Source organism: Actinosynnema sp. NPDC091369 (assembly GCF_044757065.1).
Taxonomy (GTDB): Bacteria; Actinomycetota; Actinomycetes; order Mycobacteriales; family Pseudonocardiaceae; genus Actinosynnema.
This window is the reverse complement of record NZ_JBIVUG010000004.1, coordinates 480,494-499,169: the sequence shown is the minus strand read 5'-3', so window position 1 is coordinate 499,169 and position 18,676 is coordinate 480,494. Positions and strand designations below refer to the sequence as shown.

General features: G+C 71.7%; 19 protein-coding genes and 2 pseudogenes. 14 read left to right on the top strand and 7 right to left on the bottom strand.

From position 1 onward, the window contains the following. Positions 1-63 precede the first annotated feature (63 nt). The 5 genes from ACIQMJ_RS18845 to ACIQMJ_RS18825 all read right to left on the bottom strand — a co-directional run bounded on the left by ACIQMJ_RS18845 (position 64) and on the right by ACIQMJ_RS18825 (position 5,026). Positions 64-2,163 carry a CotH kinase family protein gene (locus ACIQMJ_RS18845; protein WP_499762251.1) on the bottom strand — a complete coding sequence of 700 codons (2,100 nt, stop codon included), beginning with the start codon at positions 2,161-2,163 and terminating at the stop codon, positions 64-66. Then, positions 2,154-2,993 carry a polyphosphate polymerase domain-containing protein gene (locus ACIQMJ_RS18840; protein ID WP_499762250.1) on the bottom strand — a complete coding sequence of 280 codons (840 nt, stop codon included), beginning with the start codon at positions 2,991-2,993 and terminating at the stop codon, positions 2,154-2,156. The genes ACIQMJ_RS18845 and ACIQMJ_RS18840 overlap by 10 nt, the downstream gene beginning before the upstream one ends. Further along, positions 2,990-3,592 carry a DUF4956 domain-containing protein gene (locus tag ACIQMJ_RS18835; protein WP_499762249.1) on the bottom strand — a complete coding sequence of 201 codons (603 nt, stop codon included), beginning with the start codon at positions 3,590-3,592 and terminating at the stop codon, positions 2,990-2,992. Before ACIQMJ_RS18835 ends, ACIQMJ_RS18840 begins: the two co-directional genes overlap by 4 nt. Before the next feature lie 422 nt (positions 3,593-4,014). Then, positions 4,015-4,377, bottom strand: coding sequence for a PLDc N-terminal domain-containing protein (locus ACIQMJ_RS18830; RefSeq protein ID WP_499762248.1), 363 nt, complete (start codon positions 4,375-4,377; stop codon positions 4,015-4,017). An 82-nt stretch (positions 4,378-4,459) separates the two neighbouring features. Next, the gene (locus ACIQMJ_RS18825) at positions 4,460-5,026 is read right to left on the bottom strand and encodes a TetR/AcrR family transcriptional regulator (RefSeq protein WP_499762247.1); all 567 of its coding nucleotides are present in this window, start codon (positions 5,024-5,026) and stop codon (positions 4,460-4,462) included. A gap of 77 nt (positions 5,027-5,103) precedes the next feature. On the opposite strand from ACIQMJ_RS18825, the gene ACIQMJ_RS18820 reads away from it, so the two are divergent. After that, entirely contained in the window at positions 5,104-5,598 is a 495-nt protein-coding gene (locus tag ACIQMJ_RS18820; protein WP_499762246.1) for an FBP domain-containing protein, read from the top strand. A 190-nt stretch (positions 5,599-5,788) separates the two neighbouring features. Continuing rightward, a complete protein-coding gene (locus tag ACIQMJ_RS18815; protein ID WP_499762245.1) occupies positions 5,789-7,237 on the top strand; it encodes a DHA2 family efflux MFS transporter permease subunit in 1,449 nt (482 codons plus the stop codon). Here ACIQMJ_RS18815 and ACIQMJ_RS18810 read toward each other — a convergent pair. Continuing rightward, positions 7,234-8,325 carry an IS630 family transposase gene (locus ACIQMJ_RS18810; protein WP_499762244.1) on the bottom strand — a complete coding sequence of 364 codons (1,092 nt, stop codon included), beginning with the start codon at positions 8,323-8,325 and terminating at the stop codon, positions 7,234-7,236. The genes ACIQMJ_RS18815 and ACIQMJ_RS18810 overlap by 4 nt on opposite strands. Before the next feature lie 291 nt (positions 8,326-8,616). Between ACIQMJ_RS18810 and ACIQMJ_RS18805 the strand changes: the two genes are divergently transcribed. The 9 genes and pseudogenes from ACIQMJ_RS18805 (at position 8,617) to ACIQMJ_RS18765 (ending at position 15,758) form a co-directional block, all read left to right on the top strand. Beyond that, on the top strand, positions 8,617-10,161 hold the full coding sequence (locus tag ACIQMJ_RS18805) for a right-handed parallel beta-helix repeat-containing protein (RefSeq protein ID WP_499762243.1): 1,545 nt from the start codon (positions 8,617-8,619) through the stop codon (positions 10,159-10,161). Positions 10,162-10,448: 287 nt separating this feature from the next. Further along, positions 10,449-10,556: pseudogene (locus ACIQMJ_RS18800) on the top strand (IS110 family transposase); the annotation flags it as partial. Then, a pseudogene (locus tag ACIQMJ_RS18795) lies at positions 10,549-10,744 on the top strand (IS110 family transposase); the annotation flags it as partial. The pseudogenes ACIQMJ_RS18800 and ACIQMJ_RS18795, both read left to right, overlap by 8 nt. 10 nt (positions 10,745-10,754) lie before the next feature. Then, a complete protein-coding gene (locus ACIQMJ_RS18790) occupies positions 10,755-11,060 on the top strand; it encodes an immunity protein TriTu family protein (RefSeq protein WP_499762242.1) in 306 nt (101 codons plus the stop codon). Between the two features lie 250 nt (positions 11,061-11,310). Continuing rightward, a complete protein-coding gene (locus ACIQMJ_RS18785) occupies positions 11,311-11,703 on the top strand; it encodes a GntR family transcriptional regulator (protein WP_499762241.1) in 393 nt (130 codons plus the stop codon). Further along, positions 11,700-12,581 carry an ABC transporter ATP-binding protein gene (locus ACIQMJ_RS18780; protein WP_499762240.1) on the top strand — a complete coding sequence of 294 codons (882 nt, stop codon included), beginning with the start codon at positions 11,700-11,702 and terminating at the stop codon, positions 12,579-12,581. Before ACIQMJ_RS18785 ends, ACIQMJ_RS18780 begins: the two co-directional genes overlap by 4 nt. After that, positions 12,578-13,561: an ABC-2 membrane transporter-related protein gene (locus ACIQMJ_RS18775; RefSeq protein ID WP_499762239.1), complete on the top strand. Its 984-nt coding sequence runs from the start codon at positions 12,578-12,580 to the stop codon at positions 13,559-13,561. The genes ACIQMJ_RS18780 and ACIQMJ_RS18775 overlap by 4 nt, the downstream gene beginning before the upstream one ends. A 22-nt stretch (positions 13,562-13,583) precedes the next feature. After that, positions 13,584-14,456, top strand: coding sequence for an alpha/beta hydrolase family protein (locus ACIQMJ_RS18770; protein ID WP_499762238.1), 873 nt, complete (start codon positions 13,584-13,586; stop codon positions 14,454-14,456). Between the two features lie 159 nt (positions 14,457-14,615). After that, entirely contained in the window at positions 14,616-15,758 is a 1,143-nt protein-coding gene (locus ACIQMJ_RS18765) for an alpha/beta hydrolase family protein (RefSeq protein ID WP_499762237.1), read from the top strand. On the opposite strand, the gene ACIQMJ_RS18760 is transcribed toward ACIQMJ_RS18765, so the two are convergent. Next, complete coding sequence (locus ACIQMJ_RS18760) at positions 15,722-16,399, bottom strand: GntR family transcriptional regulator (RefSeq protein ID WP_499762236.1); 678 nt, start codon at positions 16,397-16,399, stop codon at positions 15,722-15,724. The two genes, ACIQMJ_RS18765 and ACIQMJ_RS18760, sit on opposite strands and share 37 nt — an antisense overlap. Positions 16,400-16,445: 46 nt before the next feature. On the opposite strand from ACIQMJ_RS18760, the gene ACIQMJ_RS18755 reads away from it, so the two are divergent. From ACIQMJ_RS18755 to ACIQMJ_RS18745, 3 genes are read left to right on the top strand one after another with little or no spacing between them, the layout of a single operon-like run. Further along, positions 16,446-16,862, top strand: a complete 417-nt coding sequence (locus tag ACIQMJ_RS18755) for a VOC family protein (protein ID WP_499762235.1) — start codon at positions 16,446-16,448, stop codon at positions 16,860-16,862. Further along, positions 16,859-17,536 (top strand): SDR family NAD(P)-dependent oxidoreductase, encoded by a 678-nt coding sequence (locus ACIQMJ_RS18750; RefSeq protein ID WP_499762234.1) that lies wholly within the window; start codon positions 16,859-16,861, stop codon positions 17,534-17,536. Before ACIQMJ_RS18755 ends, ACIQMJ_RS18750 begins: the two co-directional genes overlap by 4 nt. Positions 17,537-17,545: 9 nt before the next feature. After that, complete coding sequence (locus ACIQMJ_RS18745) at positions 17,546-18,502, top strand: LLM class flavin-dependent oxidoreductase (RefSeq protein ID WP_499762233.1); 957 nt, start codon at positions 17,546-17,548, stop codon at positions 18,500-18,502. The last annotated feature ends 174 nt before the right edge of the window (positions 18,503-18,676 follow it).

Genomic DNA, 18,676 nt, shown 5'->3' with positions numbered 1-18,676 from the left:
TCGAATTCACGACGGCGTGCCCGGCGCCGGGGTGGCGCCGGGCACGGTCCTCCCGCGATCGGGTCAGCTCGCGGTGCAGGTGAGCGTCGGTGTGCCGGGCGTCCCGGTGGTCGACCCGAGGAAGCCGAACGTGGTGCTGAGCCCCGCGCCCACCGAGCCGTTGTGGGCCGCGTTGCGGGCGGTGACCGTCGAACCCTGGCTGGTCACGGTCGCGTTCCACGCCTGGCTGACCGTTTCACCGCCGGCGTAGGTCCACGAGACGGTCCAGTTGCTGATCGCCGACGTGCCCGCGGTGACGCGGACCTCGCCCTGGAAGCCGCCCTGCCACCGGTTGACCACGGTGTACGTCGCCGAGCACCTCGCACCACCGGGCTGCGTGGTCGTGGTGGTCGTCGTCGTGGTCGTGGTCGTGGTCGTGGAGGTGGAGGTAGGCGTTGTCGTGGACGTCGGAGTCGTCGAGCCGCCCCAGCCCGACGTCGAGTCCAGCCACTGGATGCGGCGCTGCATCCAGTCCCGCATCGCCTGCACCTGTCCCTGCCACGTGGGCGCGGTCGGGGTGCGGAAGAAGCCGACGGTCGCCGAGCTGAGGTTCGGCCAGCGCTGGAAGTTGCGCTGGGCGGCGTTGGTCAGCGGCCGGGAGAGGCCGTCGATCCGGCTCTGCAGCGCGGAGTCCGAGAGCGGACCGCGGCGCAGCGCCTGCCAGCGCGCCTTGACCTGGTTGACGAACGCCGGGTCGCGCAGGAGCTGGGTGTGCCAGTCGTTGGCCTGGGGCTGCCGGGTCTGGAGGTACTGCCAGCCGGCGACCTGGTCGTTCTGGAAGAACCCGCCCACGCCGAACGTGAGGTCGAAGTCCCACAGCGGACCGGCGAAGATCTTGCCGTCCCGGTCCTTGTAGAAGTGGGCGCTGCGCAGGTAGGCGTCCATGCCGCGGCTCAGCTCGTTGATGATCATGTGGTCGATGAACGACGGCACGTCGATGTACTTCTGGTACCCGGTGACCGGATCGGCGAAGTTCGGTGCCCGCAGCACGTCGTGGAACTCCTGGATGTGCCCGCGCAACCAGTCCCGCTGCTGGGTGTTCAACGGGTCCGGGTCGGCGACTTCCAGGTAGTTCCAGCACGTGGCGGTCGCCCCGGTGCACGGCAGCGTCGGCTCCTCGGCCGCCATCCACTCGAACTTGAAGATGTAACCGCCCTGGATGGTGGGCAGGGTGGTGTCGTCCTCGTCCAAGCCCTTGAGGTCGAGCCGGTTCTTCGAGTTCTTGATGGTCTCGACCATCATGTAGACGCCCATGTAGTCACTGGCGCCCACCGGGGTGGAGTCGGTGTTGAGGTAGAACTCCACGAACTTGTAGCGCGGCGCCTTGAGGCCCATTTCGCGGCCGAGGTCGTAGATGAACGCCTCGCGGATCAGCGCCTTGTCGGTGAACGGTCCGCGCAGCACCCAGTCGGAGTCGGCGGGCATGCCCAGCACCGGGTAGTCGGCGTCGTCGTTGGTGTTGTCCCAGAACTCCAGGCGGTACGGCGTCTTCTCGAACGAGGCCGAGGACTGGCCGCGCAGCTTGAACCCGGCACGGGTGGCGACCGTCGGCGTCGCGGCCAACGAGGTCGTGCCGCCCGCCTGCGGCTCGAAGATCATGGTGGCGCCGTCGAAGTACTCGCGCTGCGGCTTGCCCGCGCCGTAGGAGTCGATCGCGACCACCGGCAGGTCGTGCGCGGTGGCGGTGGCCTCCCGGGCGACGTACATCGCGGTGCCGGGACGTCCGGACGCGGCGTTGTTGACGAACGCCTGCGCGCGCAGCTGCGTGGTGCGGGTGAGCTGCACCGGTGAGCCCTGGTAGAGCGTCGATTGCGCGGTGGGCAGCTGCCCGTTGGTCGTGTAGCGGATCTGGGCGCCGGCGATCGCGGTGCCCAACGACACCGACACCTGGCCCTGGAACGTGCCGCTGGGCACGGAGAACGTGATGTCGCCGACCAGGTCGTCGGCCGCGGCCGCGGCGGCGGTGGCGTCGGCGGCGGCCGTGCTGCCGGCCGCGTCGGGGTCGGTGGGCTCGGCGGTAGCCGACAGCGGGACGAGCAGTCCGGTGAGGAGCAGGGCGGCGACCGCGAGCCCCTTGGACCGGTGTGTTGCCGCGGCGCCGTTGCTGCGGGAGGTCAAACGCACGATGCCTCCTGTTCGGGTCGGTGGGTCAGGGTGGTCGGTACCGGGCCCACCGGCGGCGTGGCCCCGCGGAAGTGGCGGCGCAACGTCCTCCGCCACGGTGCGTCGGGCAGGTCCAGGCGGAGCGCGGCCAGACCCGTGGCGTACTTGGAGATGCGCGCCGGGCGGACGCCCCGCTGCCAGAGCATGCGGTCGACCGGCGACGCGGCCGACGCGGTCTTGGTCTCGATCACGGCCAAGCCGGACAGCCGCAGCGCGGAGTCGTCGTGCCGCCACGAGAGCGCGGTGTCGATGGTGACCCGGCTCGCGGATTCGGGCAGCAGCAACGTGGTCCGCCGGTAGTCGGTGACCAGGACGGGTTCGAGGGACGAGCCGTCGGCGTCGGGTGCGATGGACTCGCGCGCGAGCGCCTCCTCGACGAAGTGCCGCCCCGGCCGCACGGTGTCGCGGTCGGCCGGGTGGTAGGGCAGCCGGTGCTTGGTGATGCTGCCCCGCGCCCCGCTGATCTTGACCTCCAGCCAGCACTCGGCGGAGTCCAGGTAGGTGCGGGTGCGCACCTTGAACCGGCGGCGCCGGCGGTAGGCCGCCGAGTGGTAGCTGACCAGCCGCGCGGTGTCGAAGTAGACGGACTCGTAGCGGAACGTGCGCGCGCCGTCGATGTCGAGCACCCGCGCGTGCGGCGCGACCTGCTCCAGCAGGTGCGGCAGCGCCTCGGCCGGCACGACGTACTTGCGGTCCACCCTGGTTTGCAGCGCGGCCCGCTCGACCAGCTCGGCCAGCCCGACCGGTGCCATCCGCGCCACGGCGGGCACGAACGTCGTCGTCGCGGTCATCGGCGCGCCCCGGTGTGGGTGGGCGCGGTGGGCGCGGCGGTCCGGGCGCGTTCGGTCAGCGCGTACCGGACGTCGACGATCGTGGTCTCGTTCACCATGTCCAACCGCTGGACGGTGACCGAGTGCACCCTGGCGTCGAGCAGCTGCTCCAGGTGCGCCACGAGCGCGACGTGGTCGGGGATGGCCGAGTCGAGCACGAGGATCTGGTGCCGGTAGTGGCGGAACAACTTCTTGTTGTCGCCCAGGAACATCACCACGACGATGAGCGCCATCAGGCCGCCGTTGAGCCACAGCGAGGACGTGCTCAGCGCGCCGAGCAGGCCCAGGGCGAGCGCGGAGAAGTAGTACGCGACCTCGTGCTGGTCCAGTTCCGTCGAGCGCAGGCGGATGATCGACAGCACGCCGAACAACGCCATGCCCAGCCCGATCCCGGCGCCGGTGTTGCTGGTGCTCAACGCGCTGGCGACGGCGAGCACGCCGATGTTGACGCCGAGGTAGGCGACGACCAGGTCGCGGCGGCGGTGCCGCGGGAAGTAGAGCCCGAAGACGAGCAGCACCACCGCGCAGATGTCGATCGCGAACAGGACGAGTTGTGGCATCTCGTTCGTTCCTCCCACAGGTGCGTGCCGAGGGTCGGCTGGGCACCGCCCGCTTCTTGGCGGGGGTCTGCAGGACGGTCGCCGAAACTTTCGAATATTCAGGTAAACTTTCGGGAACTGGTTCGAAACGATAGGGGGCACCGTGGTGTCACGTCAATGAACTGCCGGTGTACCAGCCGGCCTTGAACGGTGGATACTTCGCTGGTAGAGGCCATTCGGCCGCTCTCTCTGCCATCGTTTGGCCGGATGGGTCATCGGTACGGGTGGTAATCCGGCCGTGGCGAGCGGTGCCGAAAGTTTCGGCTCCACGGCTCCGGCGTGGATCATCGGACGTGGAGCCGGCCCGAGAGTTCCGGGGCAGCGCGAAACCGCCGGTCCGTCCACAGGGGACGAACCGGCGGCGGTGGCGCGCGCGGACGCGGCTAGTGCGACCCGCCCCCGGACTCGCGTGCCCTGCGGCGCTGCTCCTCGGCGCGCTCGCGGCAGCGGCGGAGGAACTCGGCGTCGGACTCCGAGTCCGCCGCGGCGAAGCGGCCGGGGCGGTCGTACTCGGGGAACGCGGGCGCGGTGCGCTCGTGGGCGCGCGGCCGGCCGGCGGGGCGCACGGGCCTGCCCGCCACCAGCCACAGGATCGAGCCGACCAGCGGGAAGAACAGCACGATCGGCAGCCAGCCCGTCCTCGGCAGGTTGCGGGCGTCACCGTCGTCGGTGGTGATGACGTCGACCAGGCAGAACAACCACAGGCCCAGCGTGAGCACGCCGAAGAGGCCCCCGAAGTAGAACACGTTTCCAACCCCCAAAGTCGTCGGCCGCACCGTAGCGCAGGGGGCCGACGCGGCGGGGGCGATCCGGTGCGCCCGCGCCGCGTCAGCCCGGCCAGTGGCTGAGCAGGTGGTGCAGGGCGTCGAGGGCCTTGGCCCAGGACGCCTCGGTGTCGCGCGGGTGGTGGCCGAAGCCGCCCGCCGCTTCCAAGGTCGTGAAGCCGTGGAACGCGCTGTGCAGCAGGCGCACGGCGTCGGTCTCGTCGGGCTCGGGCAGGTGGTAGCCGCGCAGGACGGCCCGGGTCATCTCGGAGTGCCGGTCCGCCCGGCTCGTGGCCGCGATCTCCGGCGTCAGGTCCACCCGCATCGCCGCGTAGCGGCCTGGGTGGGCCTTGGCGTAGTCGCGGTAGGCGTTGGCGAAGGCGACCAGCGCGTCCCGGCCCGCGCGGCCGGCCAGGGCGGAGGCGGCCCGGTCGGCGAGCTCGCCCAGCGCCAGCACGGCCACCCGCTCGCGGAGGTCCTGGGCGTTGCGGAGGTGGGAGTACAGGCTCGCGTCCTTGACGCCGAACCGGCGGGCGAGCGCCGAGACGGTCAGCTGGTCGAAGCCGACCTCGTCCGCCAGTTCCGCCGCCGCCCGCACCAGGCGTTCGACGGTGAGTCCCGCTCGTGCCATGCCGTTCCCTTCCTAGGGATCCTAGGCTACTGCATAATCGTTTGTCCCTGCTACCTGTCTGACGTAGCTTCGGTGTCATGGAGCCTGTGACCGAGCGCGAGATCCGCGCGTCGTTCGTCAACTGCAGCAAGGGCGAGGCCAAACGCCTGCCCGTGCCGGGTGACCTGGCCGACCGCCCGTGGGCCGACCTGGACTTCCTCGGCTGGCGCGACCCCGCCGCACCGCACCGCGCCTACCTCGTGGCCCGGTCGGGCGACGACCTGGTGGGCGTCGCCCTCCGGTTGGCCTCGTCCGCCGCGGGACAGCCGAGGCGCAACATGTGCTCGCTGTGCCTGACCACGCACCCGGGCGACGGCGTCACCCTGATGACCGCTCGCAAGGCGGGACGCGGCGGCCAACAGGGCAACTCCGTGGGCGTCTACATCTGCGCCGACCTGGCGTGCTCGCTCTACCTGCGCGGCAAGAAGGACGCCGGCCCGGGAGGCCGGCTGCACGAATCGCTCACCCAGGACGAAAAAGCCGCCCGCACCGACACCAGACTCGCCGCTTTCCTCGCCAGGGTGGTGGAGTGAGCACGCACCGCACCCGGACGGGTCGGCGGGGAGCCCGCGCGGCGACCCGGTCGGCGACCGGGTCCAGTCGTGCGGGGTTCGCCGACGGGAAAAGGTGAGGTGGCGTCGGCACCGGCGGAGGTAGGGTTGGAGTGTTCGGGGCGCCGTCGCCTCTTCGTCGCGCCCGTCTTTTCCTCTGGGGGATCCACGCATGACTTCCGCTGGTGTGTCCGACGCCGTGACGTCGCCGCCCGCGCTCACCCGCGCCGACCGCGCCGTGATCGGCGTGCTGCTCGTGGCCACGTTCGTGGTCATCCTGAACGAGACCATCATGGGCGTCGCACTGCCCGTGCTGCTCACCGAACTCCACGTGACCGCCGCCGTGGGCCAGTGGCTCACCGCGGGCTTCCTGCTCACCATGTCGGTGGTCATCCCGATCACCGGCTACCTCATCCAGCGCGTGTCGACGCGCGTGCTCTACGGCGTGGCGATGGGCCTGTTCAGCGCGGGCACCCTGCTGGCCGCGCTGGCGCCGGGCTTCCCGGTGCTCCTGGCCGCCCGCGTGGTGCAGGCCAGTGGCACGGCGATCATGCTGCCGCTGCTCATGACGACCGTCATGACGCTGGTGCCACCGGCCCGCCGCGGCGCGGTGATGGGCAACATCTCGATCGTGATCTCCGTCGCGCCCGCCATCGGGCCGACGGTGTCGGGCGTGCTGCTCGACGTGTTCAGCTGGCGCGCGATGTTCTGGGTCGTGCTGCCGATCTCGTTGACGACGCTGCTGCTCGGCCTGCGCTGGGTGACCCGCATCGGCGAGGCGAGCAGCGCGCCGATCGACCCGCTGTCGGTCGTGCTGTCGGTGTTCGGCTTCGGCGGCCTGGTCTACGGCCTGTCCAGCATCGGGCACAGCGGCGGCGGGTCGTCGGCCACGCTGTGGGCGTCGCTGGCGGTGGGCGTGCTCGGCATCACCGCGTTCGTGCTGCGCCAGGTGCGGTTGCAGCGCGACGAGCGGGCCCTGCTGGACCTGCGCACGTTCGCCTTCCGGACGTTCACGCTCGCCAGCGCCCTGATGATGGTGATGATGGGCCTGCTGCTCGGCGTGGTCACGATCCTGCCGATCTACATGCAGAACGTGCTGATGCTCGACCCGCTGGCCACCGGCTTGCTGCTGCTGCCCGGCGGCCTGCTGATGGGTCTGCTGTCGCCGTTCGTCGGCCGGCTCTACGACCGGGTGGGGCCGCGGATCCTGCTCATCGTCGGCACGGTCGCCACGAGCGGCTCGCTGTGGTTCGCCACGACGTTCGACGCCGGCACGTCCGCCACGTTCGTGCTGGTGTTCCACCTGGTGCTGAGCCTGGGCCTGGCGTTCTCGTTCACGCCGCTGTTCTCCTCCGGCCTGGGCGCGCTGCCCGCTCGCCTGTACTCCCACGGCAGCGCGATCTTCAGCACGACCCAGCAGCTCGCCGCCGCGGCGGGCGTGGCGCTGCTCGTCAGCGTGATGAGCGCGCGGGCCGCCGAGCTGGCCACGGGCGGTGAGCCGGGCGTCGGCGCGGAGATGGGCGGCATGCACGCGGCGCTGGTGCTGGCGGCCATCCTGTCGCTGGTGGCGGTCGCCGGTTCCTTCATGGTCAAGGCGGGCAAGGCGGAGTCGCCGCACTAGTGTCCTGCGCCAGGAATCCGGTCAAGATATGAGGCGAGGCGGTCGAGGATCTCGTCCGCGTCCTTGGTCCAGACGAAGGGCCTGGGGTTCTCGTTCCAGGTCTTGATCCAGTCGCGGATGTCGTTCTCCAGGGCGCGCAGGGACTTGTGGGCGGCGCGGCGTAGTCGCTTGTCGGTGAGCAGGCCGAACCACCGCTCGACCTGGTTGAGCCAGGAGGAGTAGGTGGGCGTGAAGTGCATGTGGAAGCGCGGGTGCGCTTCCAGCCACTTCCGGACGGTGGGGTGTTTGTGGGTGCCGTAGTTGTCGCAGATCAGGTGCACGTCCAGGTCGGCGGGCACTTCCTTGTCCAGTTTGGCGAGGAACTTCTTGAACTCCACGGCCCGGTGGCGGCGGTGGATCGAGCCGATGACCTCGCCGGTGGCGATGTCGAGCGCGGCGAACAGGGTGGTGATGCCGTGCCGGATGTAGTCGTGGGTGCGGCGTTCGGGCAGGCCCGGCATCATCGGCAGTGTCGGCGCGGACCGGTCCAGGGCCTGGATCTGCGACTTCTCGTCCACGCACAGCACCAGCGCCTTTTCCGGCGGGTTCAGATAGAGCCCGACCACGTCGCGGACCTTGTCCACGAACTGCGGATCGGTGGACAGCTTGAACGTGTCGACCTGGTGCGGCTTGAGGTTGAACGCCTTCCAGATCCGCCCGACCGTGGAGCGCGACAACCCGCTCTCGGCCGCCATCGACGCGCGCGACCAGTGGGTGGCGTCGGCCGGCGTCCGTTCGAGCGTGGCCACCACGACCTGTTCGACCCGCTCGTCGGTGATCTTCCGCGGGGCGCCGGGACGCTGCTCGTCGACCAGTCCTTCCAGCCGCTTGTCCAGGAACCGGCGTCGCCACTTGCCCACCGTCTGCGGCCAGATGCCCAACTCGGCCGCGACATCCTGGTTGGACTTGCCGTCGGCGCAGCCGAGCACGATCCGGCACCGCTGCGCCAACGCCTGCGACGACTTCGCCCGCCGCGCCCAACGTGCCAGCGTCTCGCGTTCCTCGTCCGTCAACACCACCGCGGCCACCGGCCGACCCCTACGAGCCACCCGACAACCCTACAATTCATCAACGAACTTCAGGCGCAGGACACTAGTCGCGCCGACCGCACTCCGAGGGCGGGCACGGGACATTCGTCCCCGTGCCCGCCCTTTTTGTTCATCATTGTGAAACCGCAGATTCCGGCAGTCGAATCATTGCGCCTTTCCAAAGGTGTGCGTTAACGTGCCCCCGATCGCTCCCTGATCGTGTTTGCGCAGTTCAGAAGCGTGAACACGGGCCCGCCGCCGCGTCACACCGAGGGAGGAACAATGAGGCTGAAACCCTGTGCCGTCGCCGTTGTGGTCGCTGTCGCGGCGCTCGGCGCACCGAGTGGCACGGCGACCGCCGCGACCACGCACCACGAAGCCGAAACCGCCCCCGCGGTGTGCGCCGGCACGATCGACGCGAACTGGTCCGGCTACTCCGGCACGGGGTTCTGCAACGCGGACAACGCCGTCGGCGCCCACGCGCAGTTCACCGTCACCGCGCCGGCCGCCGGGGCCGCGACCGTGGCGATCAGGTTCGCCAACGGCGGCGCGGCCGCCCGCCCCGCCGACCTCGTCGTCAACGGCGTGACCGCGCAGTCGGTCTCGTTCGAGGCCACGGGCGCGTGGTCGACGTGGGTGTCGAAGACCGTCTCCGTGACCGTGCCGGCCGGTTCCAGCACGATCCGGCTGAGCCCGACCACCTCGGCCGGCCTGCCGAACGTCGACTACCTGGACTTCACCCAGGACGGCACGCCGCCGCCCACCGACGCGCTGTACGTGGCGACCGACGGCGACGACGGCAACCCCGGCACCCTCGCCGCGCCGCTGCGCACCCTCCAGCGCGGCGTCGACCTGGCCCAGCCCGGCTACACGATCCACGTGCGCGGCGGCACGTACGCGCCCACCACCAACATCCAGTTGCTCAAGAACGGCACCGCGAGCCGGCCCATCACCCTGCGCAACTACGCCAACGAGCGCGTCGTCATCGACGGCGAGAACATGCCGTACACGCCGGGCGCGGTGGGCTCCAGCATCCCGCGCGCGGATCGCGGGGCGATCCACATCGAGGGCGACCACTGGCGGTTGATCGGCCTGGAGGTCGTGCACGGCCCGTACGGCGTGTTCGGCCTGGACGTCAACAGCACCGTCTTCGACCGGCTCGTCACGCGCGACAACTACGAGTCCGGCCTGCACCTCCAAGGCGCGTCGAGCGACAACCGGATCCTCGACCTCGACGCCCACGGCAACCGCGACCCGCGCAAGAACGGGGAGAGCGCCGACGGCCTGGCCATCAAGGAGGGCTCCGGCACCGGGAACGTCGTGCGCGGCGCACGTTTGTGGCACAACTCCGACGACGGCCTGGACTACTGGATGTTCTCCTCGCCGATCCTCACCGAGAACAGCCTGGCCTGGGGCAACGGCTTCAACCGCTGGAACCTGCCCGACTTCACCGGTGACGGCAACGGGCTGAAGCTGGGCGGCAACGGCGTCGCCGCCGACCACACCGTGCGCAACACGATGACGTGGGACAACGCCGCCGGCGGCGTGGTGGACAACAACAACCCCGGCCGGCACCGCATCGAGCGCAGCACCGCGTGGGACAACCCGAAGACCGGCTTCCAGTTCGACAGGTCGAGCAGCACGCTCACCGGGAACCTGGCGGTGGCCAACGGCACGAACGCCTCGCTGGGCTCGACCTCCACCGGCAGCGGCAACTCGTGGGACCTCGGCGGCACGTGGTCGTTCACGAGCACCAACCCGGCCACCATCACGGGTCCGCGCAACGCCGACGGCTCGATCCCGTCGTCGGACTTCCTGCGCCCGGCCAACGGCGCGAACGTGGGCGCCCGCTTCTGAACCTCGGCGGGGCCGGCTCGACGACCCCGGCCCCGCCGATCCCCCCGTCACCGTTTTCATGGCTCTTGATCACGGAGCTGTGGTCACCGCGTCCGGCATGACTTTCTCCCCAGTCGCACGCATGATCCGGGGTGGTGTCCCCGGCCCCGGTGGCATCGGGTGACCGCTGAAAGGGACACGGCCGCCGGTGGGCAGGTCTCGTCGTAACGTGGGTGCCGGCGCTCGATGCCCGACCGGTGGCCGCTTGACACGAACGATCGGCATGGTGGACGAGCAGCGGTTTCGGCGTGTTCCTCGGCCTGGACGTGGGCAAGGGCACGCACCACGCGGTCGGCCTGGACCCGGCAGGCAAGCGCCTGCACGACGGCCCGTTGCCCAACAGCGAACCGCGCGTTCTTCCTCGCGGCGTTCGCGGCCTTGTCCGACCCGACCAGCAGGGCGTACTACCAGCGCAAACGCGACCAGGGCAAGAAACACAACGCCGCCCCTGATCTGCCTCGCCCGGCGCCGCTGCGCTGTCCTGTTCGCGATGCTGCGCACCAGGACCTTCTACCGGGCACCGGAGACCACCGCCACCGCATAGCATCGCCGGCGTGATCGAACTCGACCTCGCCCAGTTCGCTGCGGCCGTGCACGCGCACGCGCCGCGGTGGGAACGAGCGGGGATCCGGTGGCAGTTCACGTTCGGCCCCAAGCGCGACAAGTCGGCCGCCTACGTCGACTGTGAGACCGGCGATCTGGCAGGCCAGCTCATCGTGTGGACCAGCGGCGAGGCCGAACTCATGATCGGGAGCTTCTCGACCGGGCTCGTCGACCAAGTCCACTACGACCTGACAAGCCCACAGGACCTCAGCACTTGCCTGGACGACCTCACCCAGCGGCTCAACAGGCAGACCTGACCGAATTCCTGGGTTCACAAGAACCACAGGGACACTCCCGCAGCACCGACCCGCCTTCCCGTGTCCGGTGACCGGTCGAAGGGCCGACCGGACCGGTTGAGCCGCCGAGGTCGGATGCCGTCCGCGGGCCGCGAGGGACACCGTCCCGCCTTTTCTTTCCACACGCCGACGCGGGTGCCCCGGTCCGCTCGCTCGACGCCACCCTCCTATATACCTATAGTGCTAGGTAGCTAGATAAATGGAGGTAGTCGTGATCGAGTTCCACCTGGACGGCAAGTCGGGCCTGTCGCCCTACCAGCAGCTGGTCCGGCAGGTGCGGCACGCGTTGCGGCTCGGCCTGCTGCACGAGGGCGACCAGCTGCCGAAGGTGAAGGACGTGGTGGCCGACCTCGCGATCAACCCGAACACGGTGCTCAAGGCGTACCGCGAGCTGGAGCACGACGGCCTGGTCGCGGCCCGTCCCGGGGTGGGCACGTTCGTGACCGCCACGCTCTCCGGCACCTCGCTCGCCGCGCTCGCGCCCCTGCGCCAGGACCTGCGGCGCTGGCTGGCCAAGGCCCGTCGTGCCGGCCTGGACGAGGAGGGCATCGAGGCGTTGTTCCTGACCACCTTTCGCTCCGCGTCCAGAGAGGACATAGCGTGACCGTGCTGCGGGCCCGCGGGTTGGGCAAGAAGTACCAGCGCCGCTGGGCGCTGACGGGCTGCGAGCTCGACGTCCCGGCCGGGCACGTCACCGGGCTGGTCGGGCCGAACGGCGCGGGCAAGTCCACGCTGCTCGGCCTCGCCGCGGGCATGCTGACGCCGTCCAGCGGCACGATCGAGGTGTGCGGCGGCGTGCCCGGCAGCGGCCCGGCCCAGTTGGCCAAGGTCGGGTTCGTCGCGCAGAACGCCCCCGTCTACGCCAACCTGACCGTGGCGGAGCACCTGCGCCTGGGCGCGCACCTCAACCCCGGCTGGGACGACGAGCTGGCCAACGACCGGATCGCGCGGATCGGCCTGGACCCGGCGCTGGCCGCGGGCAAGCTGTCCGGCGGCCAGCGCGCCCAGCTCGCGCTCACGCTCGGCATCGCGAAACGGCCCGAGCTGCTGCTGCTGGACGAACCGGTGGCCTCGCTCGACCCGTTGGCGCGGCGCGAGTTCCTGCAGGACCTCATGGAGGTCGTGGCCGAGCACGGCGTGAGCGTGGTGATGTCGTCGCACCTGGTCGCCGACCTGGAACGCGTCTGCGACCACCTCGTCGTGCTGGTGGACGCCCGCGTCCGGCTCACCGGCGACGTCGAAGAGCTGCTGGCAACGCACCGCAGGCTGACCGGCCCCCGGCGCGACGTCGACACCCTGCCCTCGGACCAGCACGTCGTCTCGGCCCGCCACACCGACCGCCAGACCACCGTGCTGGTGCGCACCGAGGCGCCGGTCCTCGACCCGGCGTGGGACGTCGGCGAGGTCGACCTCGAAGACCTGATCCTGGCCTACCTGGCGAACCCGCACGCCGGTCGCCCGTCCCTGGGGGTGGTCCGATGACCTGGCTGGCGTGGCGGCAACTGCGCTTCCCGCTCGTGTCGGTGTACGCGGCGCTCGGGCTGGTCGCGGTGGTGCTCGTGCTCACCCGGCCCGAGCGCGGCGGTTCCGGCGACGAGGAGTTCCTGTACCGCGCGGGCATGCTCGCGGTGTACGCGCTGCCCGCCGTCCTCGGCGTGTTCTGGGGCGTGCCGATGATCACCCGCGAGCTGGAGACCGGCACGCACAACCTGGTGTGGAACCAGAGCACCACCCGCACCCGCTGGCTCGCGGTCAAGCTCGGTCTCGGCGTGCCGGCCGCCGCGGTCGCCGCCGGGCTGCTGGCCCTGGTCGTCACCTGGTGGGCCGACCCCGTCGACGCGGCGGCCGGCGAGGGCGGGTACGACTCGCGCATCACGCCGGGCGTGTTCGCCGCACGGGGCATCGCGCCGTTCGGGTACGCCGCGTTCGCGTTCGTCCTCGGCGTGGTGATCGCGATCCTGGTGCGCCGCACCGTGGCCGCCATGGCGGTGACCCTGGTGGTGTTCGTCGCGGTGCAGGTGGCGGTCCCGCTCGCGGTGCGCCCGCACCTGCTGCCGCCGGTGGAGGAGACCGTCGTGATCACCGCGGGAACCATCGCCGGTGTGCGGGCGGAGCAGGGACCGGACGGCGACGTGCCCGAGGCGCTGACCGTGGTCGAGCCCGAGGGCGCGTGGGTGCTGGCCAACGAGACCGTGGACCCGGACGGCGCGGTGGTCCACCGGCTGCCCGCCTCGGTGGGCGGCTGCCTGCCGCGCGTACCCGTCGGCGAGATCGACGCCCGGGTCCTCGACCGGATGCGCGAGTGCTTCGCCCGGCTGTCCGAGCTGGGCTACCGCCAGCACCTGGCCTACCACCCGGCGAGCCGGTTCTGGCCCCTCCAGTGGCTCGAACTGGCCCTGTACCTGGCGGTGTCGGCGCTGCTGACGTGGTTCTGCATCCGCCGGCTCCGCCACCTGTCCTGACCCGTCACGAGAAGAGAAGCCCATGCGCGGCCTCGCGGTCGTCACCGCACTGTCCCTCGCGCTGTCCGCCACACCCGCGTTCGCGGACACGGCGCCCCACTTACCCGCGCCTACCGGCAACCGGCCGGTGGGCACCACCTCGCTGCACCTGGAGGACACCTCCCGACCCGACCCGTGGGTGCCCTCGACGCACCGGGAGCTGATGGTCGCCCTGCTCTACCCGGCCGCCGCGGCGCGCGGGCCGGCAGCCCGGTACGTGACGCCGACCGAATCGGCGCTCATGCTGGAGCACGCGGGCCTCACCGACCTCCCGCCGGACCTGCTGAGCAGGACCCGGACGAACGCCGTGGTCGACGCCGCGCCCGCGCCCGGCCGTCGGCACCGCGCGCCGCTGGTCGTGCTGTCACCCGGTTTCACCAACGGCCGCGCCACGCTCACCGCGCCGGCCGAGGACCTGGCCAGTCGCGGCTACGTCGTCGCGGTGGTGGACCACACCCACGAGAACATCGCCACCACGTTCCCCGACGGCCGCGTCACCACCTGCGCCGCGTGCGAGGTGGACCACCTGGACGGGTTCTGGGAGAAGCTCGGCGCGGGCCGCGCGGCCGACGTGTCGTTCGTGCTGGACCAGCTGACCGGCCCGCTGCGGCACCGGCGCGGCGCGAACCTGGTCGACCCGGCGCGCATCGCCATGGCCGGGCACTCGGCGGGCGGCGCGAGCGCGATCCCGGCCATGCTCGCCGACGACCGCATCCGGGCGGGCGTCGACCTCGACGGCAGCACGCACCTCCCGATCCCCGACGGAGGTCTGTCCCGGCCGTTCCTGTTCGTGGGCAACAAGGACCTCTACGTCCCCGGCAGCCTCGGCCCGTACCGCGGGTGGGAGCGCGACTGACATCGACGCGAACCGCGCCCTGGCCATCACCCGCACCTACACCGCCGCGTTCTTCGACCTGCACCTGCGCGGCACGCCGCAACCGCTGCTGGAGCGGCCCTCGGCGGACCACCCGGAAGTGACCTTCGTCGGCTGACGGCCGACGTGAGAGGAAGACCCATGCGCAGCAACCTCACGTTCCTGATCGCACTGAGCCTCGTCCTGTCCGCCACACCCGCGCACGCCTCCGGGGCGGGCCCCGCCGCGGACGCGACGCCCTCCCTGCCCGCGCCGACCGGCCGCCACGCCGTGGGCACGACCTCGCTGCACCTCGCGGACACCTCGCGCCCCGACCCGTGGGTGCCCGGGGTGGACCGCGAGCTGATGGTGTCGCTGTTCTACCCGGCGGCGTCGGGCCACGGCCCGAAGAAGCAGTACATGACGCCCGTCGAGTCCCAGGCGGTGCTCGAAGAAGGCGGCATCACCACCGTGCCGCCCGACGCGTTGAGCACCGTGCGCACCAACGCCGTCGTGGACGCCCGACCGGTCGGGCGGCGGCACGGCCTGCCGCTGGTCGTGCTGTCACCGGGCTACAAACGCCCCCGCGCCACGCTCACCACGCTCGCCGAGGACCTGGCGAGCCACGGCTACGTCGTCGCGGTGGTCGACCACACCCACGAGAACGTCGCCACCACGTTCCCGGACGGGCGGGTCGCGCCCTGCGCCTCCTGCGAGGTGTTCCACGACCCCGAGTTCTGGCGGAAGCTCGGCGAAGGCCGCACGGCGGACGTGTCGTTCGTGCTGGACCAGCTGACCGGGCCGCTGCGCCACCACCGCGGCGCGAACCTGGTCGACCCCGCCCGGATCGCCATGGGCGGCCACTCCGTCGGCGGGGCGAGCAGCTTGGAAGCCGCGCGCGCCGACGCCCGCATCCGCGCCGCCATCGACGTGGACGGCGTCCTGTCCACGCCCGTCCCGCCGGAGGGGATGTCGCAGCCGGTGATGCTCTTGGGCCGGCAGAACAACTTCGGGCCCGGCGCGCCCAGCGCCGAGAGCTGGGCGGACGCCTGGCCGCTGCTGACCGGGTGGAAGCGCTGGCTGGTGGTGGCGGGCATGGAGCACCCGTCGTTCACCGACATCGGCGTGATCGGGCCGCAGCTCGGCCTGGACTTCGGCGAGGTGCCCGGCGAGCGCGGCGCGGCGATCACCCGCGCCTACGTGCGGGCGTTCTTCGACCGGCACCTGCGCGGTGAGCCGCAGCCGCTGCTGGACGGCCCGTCGGCGAGCTACCCGGAGGTGTCGCGGGTCGAACCGGCGAGCTGAGCCACGAGCACCCGCTTCGCCGAGTGGACGTGCTCCTCGGCGAAGCGGGTGACCTCGTCGGCGTCACCGGCGTCGAGGAGGCGGACGATCTCGCGGTGCTCGTCCACCACGACCGCGCGGTAGTCGTGGTGGCCGAGCCGGATGCGGGTGAGCTGGAACAGGTGCACCTGCGACCGCACGGCGTGCCACGCCTCGATCAGCCGCCGGTTGCCCGCCGCCCGGTAGATCGTGTCGTGGAACTCGATGTCCAACGCCAGCAGCTCGTCACTGGGCGCGCCCGCGGCCAGCCGCCGGGCCATCCCGTCCACCAGACCGCCGAGGACGCCCAGGTCGACCCGGCCGATGGCGCTGCGCCCGGCCAGCCCCTCCAGCGCGGCGCGGACCGAGTAGACCTCCTCGGCGTCGCGCGCCGTCAGGTCGATCACCTTCGTGCCGCGGTGCCAGGCGCTGCGGACCAGCCCTTCCCGTTCCAGCACGGCCAGGCCCTCGCGCACCGAGCCGCGGCTGACGTCCAGCGACGCGGCCAGCTCGACCTCGCGCAGCGGGGAGCCGGGCGGGAAGAGGCCACCGAGGATCGCCTCCCGGATCAGGTCCGCGGCCGTGTCCGCGAGGCCCCGCCGGTCGGCCTTGCGCAGCTCCATGATGTCGAATGTTGACATTGGCGGGGGCGGTGGTCAAGGTGGAGGCATGAGACCCGGTTTCCACCTCGCCGTCCCCGTCGACGACCTGGCCCAGGCCCGCGAGTTCTACGGCGGCGTGCTCGAACTCGAAGAAGGGCGTTCGGCCGAGAACTGGGTGGACTGGAACTTCTACGGCCACCAGTTCGTCACGCACGTCGTGCCCGGACCGCGCGCCGACTCCGGCCGCAACCCGGTGGACGGCCACGACGTGCCCGTGCCGCACTTCGGCCTGATCCTGCCGATCCCGGAGTTCCACGCGCTGGCCGAGCGGCTGCGCGCGGCGGGGACGGAGTTCGTGATCGAGCCGTACCTGAGGTTCGCGGGCGAACCGGGCGAGCAGTGGACGATGTTCTTCCGCGACCCGGCGGGCAACGCGCTGGAGTTCAAAGCCTTCAAGGACGAGTCGCAGGTGTTCGCCAAGTGAGCCGGGGCGTGCTGGTCACGGGCGGCAGCCGCGGCATCGGCGCGGCCGTCGCCGACGCGTTCCGCGACCTCGGCGACGACGTGGTCGCGCTGTCCTCCTCGAACGTCGACCTCGCCGACCCGGACGCGATCGAGCGCGTCGTCGACTCGGCCGCCGACACCCTCGGCGGCATCGACGTCCTGGTCAACAACGCGGGCCTGGTGGAACTCGGCTCGCTGGACCTGCCGTACGCGCGGTGGCAGGCGTTGTGGCGGCGCACGTTCGCGGTCAACGTCTTCGGCGCCGCGGACATGTCCTACTGCGTCGCCCGGCACATGATCTCGCGCGGCATCCGGGGCCGGATCGTCAACGTCGGCTCGCGCGGCGCGTTCCGGGGCGAGCCCGACATGCCCGCGTACGGCGCGAGCAAGGCGGCACTGCACTCGATGGGCCAGTCCCTCGCGGTCGCCCTGGCGCCGCACGGCATCGCGGTCGCGTCGGTGGCACCCGGGTTCGTGGGCACGGACCGGGTGGCCGACATGGTGACCGACGAGGTGCGGGCGCAGAGCCCGTTCGGCCGGGTGGCGCGGCCGGACGAGATCGCCGCCGCCGTCGTCTACCTCGCCTCGCCGGCGGCCGAGTGGGCGTCCGGCGCCGTGCTCGACCTCAACGGCGCTTCGTACCTGCGGACCTAGGGAGTCGTCGTGAGTCGTACCGGATCGGTCGGGGTGATGCTGCCCCGCGACCTCGAGCCGGCTCGGGTGCTGCCGTTCGCGCGGCGCGCCGACGAGCTCGGGTTCGACGAGCTGTGGGTGGTGGAGGACCTCGGCTACCGGGGTGGGATCGGCCAGGCCGCCGCGGTGCTGGCGGCGACCGGGCGCATCCGCGTCGGCATCGGGTTGCTGCCGGTCGGCGCGCGCAACGCCGCGTTCGCCGCGATGGAGGCAGCCACGCTGGCCCAGCTGTTCCCCGGCCGGATCGACGTCGGCATCGGGCACGGCATGCCGGGCTGGATGCGGTCGGTGGGGCAGTGGCCCGCCAGCCCGTTGACCCTGCTGGAGGAGTACCTGGGCGCGGTGACCGCCCTGCTGCGCGGTGAGTCGGTCGAGCCGGGCGAGTACGTCCGGCTGGACGGGGTGCGCCTGGAGGCCGAGTGCGTGCCCGACACCCCGCCGCCGGTGCTGGCGGGCGTGCGCGGCCCGCGTTCGCTGGCGGTGTCGGGCCGGGTGGCGGACGGCACGATCCTGGCCGAGCCGACCACGCCGGAGTACGCGCGGGCGGCGTTGGCGCACATCGACGCGGACCGGCCGCACCGGTTGGTCGGCTACAACGTGGCCGCCGTCCACCCCGACGCGGCGGTGGCGGTGGACGCCGTGCGGGCCGGTCTGGAGTGGATCGGCGAGCCGGACTGGGCACCCCACCTCGCCCCGCTGCCGTTCGCGGCGGAGTTCGCGGCGCTGCGACGGGAGTGCGGCAGCCGGGAGGAGTTCGTGCGCCGGCTGCCGGAGGAGTGGGTGCGGCAGCTCGCGGTGACCGGAACGGCCGAGGACGCCCGGGCGCGGCTGGCCGAGCTGTTCGCGGCCGGGGTGGACAGCGCGGTGCTGTTCCCGATCGGCCCGGACCCGGTGGCGGCGCTGGACCAGCTGGCCGCGGTGCTCTGACCGGGCTGCTGCGTCCAGGACGTGGCGGCGTGGGCTTCCCGCGCCTGCCCGCGTCGTCCGGCACGGTCAGGCTCGACTGGGCCCCGTTCGCCGGTCTCCAGGTGCCCTACGGACCTCGGCGCTCGACGTGACGCTGCTGGGGGACGCGGTGCGCCGGCTGGAGGCGGCGGTGGA